The sequence below is a fragment of the Streptococcus castoreus DSM 17536 genome (genome assembly GCF_000425025.1).
In the GTDB taxonomy this organism is placed as follows: Bacteria; Bacillota; Bacilli; order Lactobacillales; family Streptococcaceae; genus Streptococcus; species Streptococcus castoreus.
On sequence record NZ_AUKZ01000026.1, the window covers coordinates 20,194 to 27,245 of the forward strand.

Here is a 7,052-nt window from a genome sequence, read left to right on the forward strand (position 1 = left end):
TCTACCGTCCTTTCCGAATGGTGGCGTGTTTTTCTTCTCCATTTCTATAGGTAGCTTTGGCTTCATTGGTCACGCTATTGAAAGAAATATGGTGAATATCTTCTGTCTTTAAGGTCTCACCAAAAGCTTGAAAGAGTTGTTTTTCTGTAATGGTACGTCCTAAACAGGCATCAACACCCTTGGCATCTCTTGTCCTGCAGTAATACCTCACTCGCTTTTCCTGATTGAATTTGGTTTCTACGGTCAGAAGCATGTCTAAACCGCAGTGGTCACAATAGACTTTGCCATTGAGTTTGGCTATTGCTTCATGTTTTGAAGTCCGTCTCTTCGCACGTCGTTTCTTTTCTTGATTGACCTGTTGGAAATACTCCGGTGTCACAATAGCTTCATGGGCATTCTCAACGATATACTTTGCCATCTGACCATCATTCGGAATGGACCGAGTGCCAAAATGATTTCGAAATGTCTTCTGTAAAATCAATCGTCCACAGTAAGCTTCTTGGTCAAACATGTTATAGATGACTCGTTTAGTGAAGCGATTGCCTAGTCTTGTTCTCTCACCCCTATCATCAAGCTTCTTAGCTATCTTTGGGGCTGAATCACCTGCCATGTACCATTCGAAAACCTGTCTAACAATAGAGGCTTCATGAGGTTCAATCACATACTCTTCGCCATTCCATCGATAGCCAAAGATATCTTGGGGAATATAAGGTTTCCCTTCTTCAAAACGTTTCTTCACTCGCCATCTAACATTTTGACTGATAGACTGTGATTCCTCTTGAGCCATGGAGGTAAGTAGGGTTAAAAGCAACTCCCCTTCAGCAGTTAAGGTGTCAATGTTCTCCTTTTCAAAGCGAACACTGATACCAAGTCGCTTCAACTCACGAACGGTTTCCAAAAGCTCCACCGTATTTCGCCCAAAGCGTGAAATAGATTTGGTTAAAATAAGGTCTATCTTACCCTTGCGGCAATCTTCAAGTAAATTTTGAAAGTCTTGTCTATGGGCTTGACTGCGACCGCTAATAGCTGAGTCACTATAAACGCCCACATAATCCCATTCAGGATTTTCCTGTATCAATTGGCTGTAGTGACTCACTTGATTGGATAGGGACTGAAGTAAGCTTGTATGCGAAACCCTAGTGTAGGCTGCCGCCCTTAACTTTTTAATGGCAGTTCCCTTTTGGGCTTGTATCGTTTTGATTTGTTTCATTGATACATCTCCTTTCGCTACTATATATCACTCTAAAGCCCTTATTTATCAAGTCTTTAGGCCACTAATTGACTCATAAAAGGCTCATATTTTTCGAGCATTTTAGCCTTGAATGCTTGGAAATCAGCTTCAGAAATCAGCCCTTCAGATAGAAGCTGCTTAGCCTGTGCCATGGTAATCTGGTAGGTAAGTTCTCGTTGAAAGTCTTGTTCTGTCATCTCTTGTCTCCAAATCTAGCAGTCATATAGCACTTGCGACCACAGTATTTCCTCTTGGGATTAGCGTAGGAGGTAAACGTCATCCCACAAGACACACAGACATGTTCGGTATAAGCCTGTCGATTGACTTCCTCCAAATGGCTGTTCCACCAAGTTTGACGACAGGATGTACTACAAAAGCGTTTCTTTTTCTTACCGTCAATATGCGTCAAAACACGACCACAAGCATGACAGTAATCTGGTAAAATCTCATCTGTTTTCTCACCAGTCTTAATCGCCTCACGTCGACAAAATGACTTTATGGTGTTAGAAGATAAACTAAGTTTTATACCAATGGCTTTATAGCCAAGTCCTTGTTCTCGTAAATAGACAATAGCTGTTTTTTGTTCTGGGGTCATGACATTCCTCCTTCTATCTACTAGGGGAAGATAGTGAGGATTTAGTCCAACTTTTGAAGAAAAAAAGCAAAAAGAAAAAGCCTGATGTTTCCACCAGGCTAAAGAACCATTATCCTAATCTAAACCAACCGATAACTTTTCCAAGTTTGACGGTGCCACTCGCATCATAAAGTGAGCCATCTGCCATCCAGACACGCTTCACTCGACGGGTAATACCGCCACCACCAATTTCCAATTGATCGTTAATGCCATTCTTGTTGTGATCAGAGTAGCCATCGACATTCTGCTCAACTCCATCAATGCTTGTACCGTCTGAATCTGTGATACAAATACCGATGTGACCATAGGGATGACTGTCCGTCTTAATGACATAGAAATCACCAGCTTTAGGGTTAACTCCCCAGGCATCCTTAATGACTGTGAAACCATTGGCCTTTGCCTTGGTTAAGCAATCAATGGCATTGGTGTAAGCCATATCCTTATCGGTCAATTCTTGCACAATCTTATCCACCAAACTGACGCATTGTCCACCATAAGGGTTGGTAGGAACAGTCACTTTCTGTCCAACCTTAGACAGGGCTGACGCAACCGCACGTTGGGCAAGGCTTGTCGCCACTGCCTTGACGGAGCTAGTCGCCTTATGAACTTTCAAGGTCTGACCAATCTTTAAGACATCTGTTTTCTTCAAGCCATTCAAAGCTAACAGCTTATCAACCGTTGTCCCAAATTTCCGTGCAATCCCCCAATAGCTATCTCCTTTTTGAGCCGTATAGGTCTGTTCCGAATGACCAAGGCTGGTTCCTTCCACATCCTGCTCCAGTACCCAAGATTTAATCCCTTCAAGCAGGTAGGCTCTCTTACTATGAGATTGGTTTACCGCTTTGACTTGGAGGATTTTGTAGGTGCGACCCTTGACCCAATTCGCAATCGCTTGACCCGTTTGGTAATGAGTCGCATGACCAAGCACACGAACACTATCCCCAACGTGATAAACAGGGCTGGTAGAAGAATGGGACTGTCCTCCTTGCTTACTGGGGGTGGCAGAGACTACTGTCTTCACCTCCTCTTGGGTAATGGCAGAGACAAGACCTTTGGCCAGCTCTTCCTTCTTATTCTCAAAGATAGTCATGTCTTCTTCGTTATCGATAAAGGCAATCTCCACTAAGCGGTAAGTGTAACCACGGTTCTTGGCTTCGTTGGCATTATAGAGCCAATCCACCTTCTTAATCCCACGGTTTTGGAAATGACGGCTCAGAACAGCTAAAATGGCTAAATCCTCCTTATCTGCCGTCAAAGAGGACTGAATAAGGACTTCCGTCCCTCGTGCCGCGCCATTAAAGGCATTGAAATGAAGCTCGGTAATCGAGTCATAGCCCTTACCAAGGCTTGCCAGTGACTTATAATCATAAACGTTTTGGTCAGTGATATAATCGATATTTTTGCCGCTGTACTTGGACATGAGTTTAGCCAACTCACGAACCTTACCAGCTTCTGTAATGCCACGTTTGGTATTAACTGCTCCTGGATCATAGGTGCTGCGTCCTTGCCCATGTCCACAAATCACTAGATGTTTTCCCATGTTAATCTCCTTCTTTCTCGTTGAATTGTTTTAAAAGTGCTTGTAGTTTCTCTGGGATAGGTAAGCCAATCCGCACCGCATTTTCCAAGATACTCAAGCCTTCATTACTCAAGTAAAAGAAAATCACCATGGTGCGAATCGTCCCACCCTGTTTGATGATTTCAGTATCAATGAGGTGTCCCACGGATACTAAAAAGAGAATGGCTATCTTTTTGAAGATACCCTTGAAACCAATGCTGCTGGAGAGTTTCTTCTGGACAACTGCCGCAAAAACTCCCGTCACATAATCAATGATGAGAAAAATAAAAAGGGCATATAAGACCCCATCAACTTCTCCAAAAATAGAACCGATAAGTCCTCCAATCGCTGAAAAGAGGACTTTATTTGTTGCCAGTAATTCTTTCATAATGACACTTTCCTTTCTTATGCTGTTCTACGCCAACGGTAAATCGTGACGTAAGGTTGTAAGTTGTTATGTGGTTTTCCACCACCAGTGTTTCCTGTGTTATTCCCTTGAGGGTAAAGACTAGAGCTACCGTCTGAAGAATGGTCACGACGAATAGCTCCTGAGCCATTGTTAGCTGTTACATATTGGGCGTGAGAATGAGATGGCATCTCATCAATCGTCAAGGTATGCGTCTTACTACCGCCTGACAGATTAACGCTATTAAACTCACTTTCATTCTCAGACACACCAACTAAGACTCGTCCGTTTCCAAACCGCTCCCAAGTCCCACCCATAATGGTGGCTGGACTAGTGCTTGACGTGGATTCGTAAATGACACCCACTGGGTAGAAAATATCAAGAAGTTTCTTATTCTTCATATAAATCTCACCGTCAAAATAAGCAGGTAAACTCCCATCAACATCAAGCACCCCTCTTGTCCATGCTTTGCCTATCCCCATACCTGATGGACTTAAGCCGTAGACAACCTTTTCTGGACCAATGGTAAATTCAAAGGTCGTGGAGTAAAAGAGGTCTGCTAGCGTTCCAATAATGGTATAGGATTTCGTAGTATCATAGGCGCCACCTAAAATAGCTTGGAAATCTGTTTTTGTGTGTTCCGTTGTCGACGTCCAGTTGGCAGCACCACCAGCGTTTGTGACCTTCTGGCCACTTGTCAAATCAACCACTTCCCATGTCAAGGTTGCCTTGTTCTTTTGGACACTATTGATGGTTAAAGGGGCAATCTTAAGCTTTCGTGTGACTGTCACCTGATTCATACTAGAACCAGCACGAACGGCTGAGAATGAGAAGATAGGCTTGAAATACTCTAATAGGGTTATCTCCACTTCTTTTCGAGCACTTTGTCGCCCTCTCGAATCAGTCACATAGGCAGAGACCTTAGCACGAACAATCCAGTTGACACCACCCAAAAGACCGTTATTATTCGTTGCCACATTAGGTAGTTGAACCCACTGATTGTTCTCAAACTTAAAGACCTCTGCACGATAACCCGTCGAAGGAATGGTCGAGCCGTAAATGCCTGCTGCTTGATTGAAGGTCACTTTAGGGTTGGACACCAACTGGGCAAAGCTTGTGCCAGTGAGGATTGTTTTCGCAGTGACATGGGATTCTGAAACAGAAATACTGCCCAAGGTTGGAACAACTGACGTCGGTAGGTTGAGGGTAATGGGAATTGTCATAGAACCTATTGTCTTACCACCATAGATAGTGGCTAGTGTTAAATGCCCATTACCTGAGGTGCTATTTGGAATCTGAGTAGCCAACTGTGAAATCGAAGGCGTCCAAGTTACAGAAGTCGCAATGCCTGTTCCAATCGTGCCACTTAGACTCCCAAAATGCCAGGTCATGTTATGGGTAAAATCACTACTGGCACACTTAATCGTAATGGTTACAGCTTGCCCCATCATATTCCCTGACACCGTGGCACTGGATGACCGTGGAATATCACTTAAACGTAGTGATTGTGACCCCGTATTTAAGGTGCCAGGCGACCACCCACCAGACCCAGAGAAAGTCGCAGAAAAACTGATCGTTTTTGACCCATTCGAATCATGTGGCACAGTGATGGTCTTATCAATTAAGTGGAGGGAACTATGTGCCGTGTACATATCTGGTCGCCCTGACCAAGAAAGCGTCTGACCATTGATGGACACATTCGCCCTACAGTCATACATCCCAAAGGTCGTATAACCATTCTTTAGCCAGAGTTGGACTCGAACAGTAGACGTATTATTAGCGGTTGAAGTTCCTGTTTCTTCCACTCGTAAAAGCAGGGTATAGCCCCTATCATTATTTGAACCATAATCTCCCATAAGGCCTCCTTTCTACTTGGCATCAATAAAACGACAAACCAGATGCTTGGCATTATGCCTTGCGGCTTCTAGTCGATAATAACCAACCTGTAAGGTCTCCACAAAGACCCCGTGATGGATTTTAATGACACCAGCTGTAACCGTCATGACGGCATTCCCAGCTGACTTAATCATCATCCCTTGTGGGGTTAATTCGATATACTCAGAGTTATCCTTCTTACCAATAATCACCCCATTATCACCAGCTCTCAGATAGGTATTGACAAAGTTAAGCAAGAGACTATTAGCTTTCAAGTCTGCTTCGATGGCTGCTATACGAGCTGTATTATCAATAAAGTCTTGTTTAAATTGTGCAAGGACAGCTTCATTATTTTTCTCAAACTCTTTATAAGACTTGAGCCAATCGGCCACTTCTTTTGCCAAAGCTCTCGCCTCAAGGTCTACTCGGAGAGATTCTGTCTTTTCAGTCAGAACATCTAGCTGTTGTTTCATGAACTCATTATCAGCCTTGGCATCAATCTGAGCGATGAGATCATTCAAAGAAGGTCCAGGCGCTGAAGCAACGTTTCCATCTTCCAATTGAACATTTCGAAGATAAACCACATCTCCTACTGACCACGAACCTGACTTTAAGTAAAAGATATAAGAATAGTACTGATAACTACTTACTTTCCATGAAGAAACAAACCTTTGCCAATCTGTTGTGACGTTGTAAGCTTTCGTTCCACCGAGTTCACAACCCATATTGAGTGTGACAGATTTTGAACACTTAAGATCAATCGAAAAAGTCATGTTAGTACTAATTCGACTTCTTAAATCATAGAAGTTCCGATGAAAACCACCTGTACCTGCTTTGGTACAGGTCATCTTCACAGTCACGCCACTGACAGAACTCGTATCTTCATCTACCTCCTTCTTCCACTCAGAGGTTACTGATGAAAAGGTCGTCGCTTTCATGGCATAATCGTCAATGTAATTGCGACCACCCAGTTCCGTTCCCTCAAAAAAGGAAGACCATGTATAGTCACTGGGATTAGTTGAACAGGTTACACTAAACTAGACAGAATTTATAAAGTGTTCTACACTAAAGAAAATAGGAGAAAAACTATGTCTAGAAAAATTCGCCGTTACTTCACAGATGACTTCAAACAACAAATCGTTGACTTGCACAATGCAGGTAGAAAACGCAGTGAACTGATCAAAGAATATGATTTAAGGCCCTCAACCTTCGATAAGTGGGTTAAACAAGCAAGAACAACTGGTTCCTTTAAAACTGTCGATAATCTGACAGATGAACAACGTGAGTTGATAGAACTCAGAAAACGAAATAAAGAACTCGAAATGCAATTAGACATCCTAAAGCAAGC

The 7,052-nt window shown here is 43.1% G+C and carries 7 protein-coding genes and 1 pseudogene; 1 reads left to right on the forward strand and 7 read right to left on the reverse strand.

The annotated features are described in order from the left end of the window. Position 1: 1 nt before the first annotated feature. The 7 genes and pseudogenes from H346_RS0107075 to H346_RS0107105 all read right to left on the reverse strand — a co-directional run. Positions 2 to 1,210 (reverse strand): recombinase family protein, encoded by a 1,209-nt coding sequence (locus H346_RS0107075; protein ID WP_027970470.1) that lies wholly within the window; start codon positions 1,208 to 1,210, stop codon positions 2 to 4. A gap of 56 nt (positions 1,211 to 1,266) precedes the next feature. Next, positions 1,267 to 1,428 carry an SHOCT domain-containing protein gene (locus H346_RS10680; RefSeq protein WP_027970471.1) on the reverse strand — a complete coding sequence of 54 codons (162 nt, stop codon included), beginning with the start codon at positions 1,426 to 1,428 and terminating at the stop codon, positions 1,267 to 1,269. Further along, positions 1,425 to 1,826 carry a DNA-directed RNA polymerase sigma-70 factor gene (locus tag H346_RS0107085; protein ID WP_027970472.1) on the reverse strand — a complete coding sequence of 134 codons (402 nt, stop codon included), beginning with the start codon at positions 1,824 to 1,826 and terminating at the stop codon, positions 1,425 to 1,427. The genes H346_RS10680 and H346_RS0107085 overlap by 4 nt, the downstream gene beginning before the upstream one ends. A gap of 109 nt (positions 1,827 to 1,935) precedes the next feature. After that, complete coding sequence (locus tag H346_RS0107090; protein ID WP_027970473.1) at positions 1,936 to 3,405, reverse strand: LysM peptidoglycan-binding domain-containing protein; 1,470 nt, start codon at positions 3,403 to 3,405, stop codon at positions 1,936 to 1,938. Between the two features lies 1 nt (position 3,406). Then, positions 3,407 to 3,811 (reverse strand): phage holin family protein, encoded by a 405-nt coding sequence (locus tag H346_RS0107095; protein WP_027970474.1) that lies wholly within the window; start codon positions 3,809 to 3,811, stop codon positions 3,407 to 3,409. A 17-nt stretch (positions 3,812 to 3,828) separates the two neighbouring features. Then, positions 3,829 to 5,685 carry a DUF859 family phage minor structural protein gene (locus H346_RS0107100; RefSeq protein WP_027970475.1) on the reverse strand — a complete coding sequence of 619 codons (1,857 nt, stop codon included), beginning with the start codon at positions 5,683 to 5,685 and terminating at the stop codon, positions 3,829 to 3,831. Between the two features lie 12 nt (positions 5,686 to 5,697). Further along, positions 5,698 to 6,738 (reverse strand): annotated as a pseudogene (locus tag H346_RS0107105) (phage tail spike protein); the annotation flags it as partial. A 54-nt stretch (positions 6,739 to 6,792) separates the two neighbouring features. Between H346_RS0107105 and H346_RS0107110 the strand changes: the two are divergent. Further along, on the forward strand, positions 6,793 to 7,052 hold a 260-nt coding region (locus H346_RS0107110; RefSeq protein WP_027970477.1), incomplete at its 3' end, for a transposase.

Bases quoted from the DNA above. Each gene is read 5' to 3' on its own strand.
- H346_RS10680 (WP_027970471.1), bottom strand. From the start codon at position 1,428: ATGACAGAACAAGACTTTCAACGAGAACTTACCTACCAGATTACCATG.
- H346_RS0107100 (WP_027970475.1), bottom strand. From the start codon at position 5,685: ATGGGAGATTATGGTTCAAATAATGATAGGGGCTATACCCTGCTTTTA.
- H346_RS0107075 (WP_027970470.1), bottom strand. From the start codon at position 1,210: ATGAAACAAATCAAAACGATACAAGCCCAAAAGGGAACTGCCATTAAA.
- H346_RS0107090 (WP_027970473.1), bottom strand. From the start codon at position 3,405: ATGGGAAAACATCTAGTGATTTGTGGACATGGGCAAGGACGCAGCACC.
- H346_RS0107095 (WP_027970474.1), bottom strand. From the start codon at position 3,811: ATGAAAGAATTACTGGCAACAAATAAAGTCCTCTTTTCAGCGATTGGA.
- H346_RS0107085 (WP_027970472.1), bottom strand. From the start codon at position 1,826: ATGACCCCAGAACAAAAAACAGCTATTGTCTATTTACGAGAACAAGGA.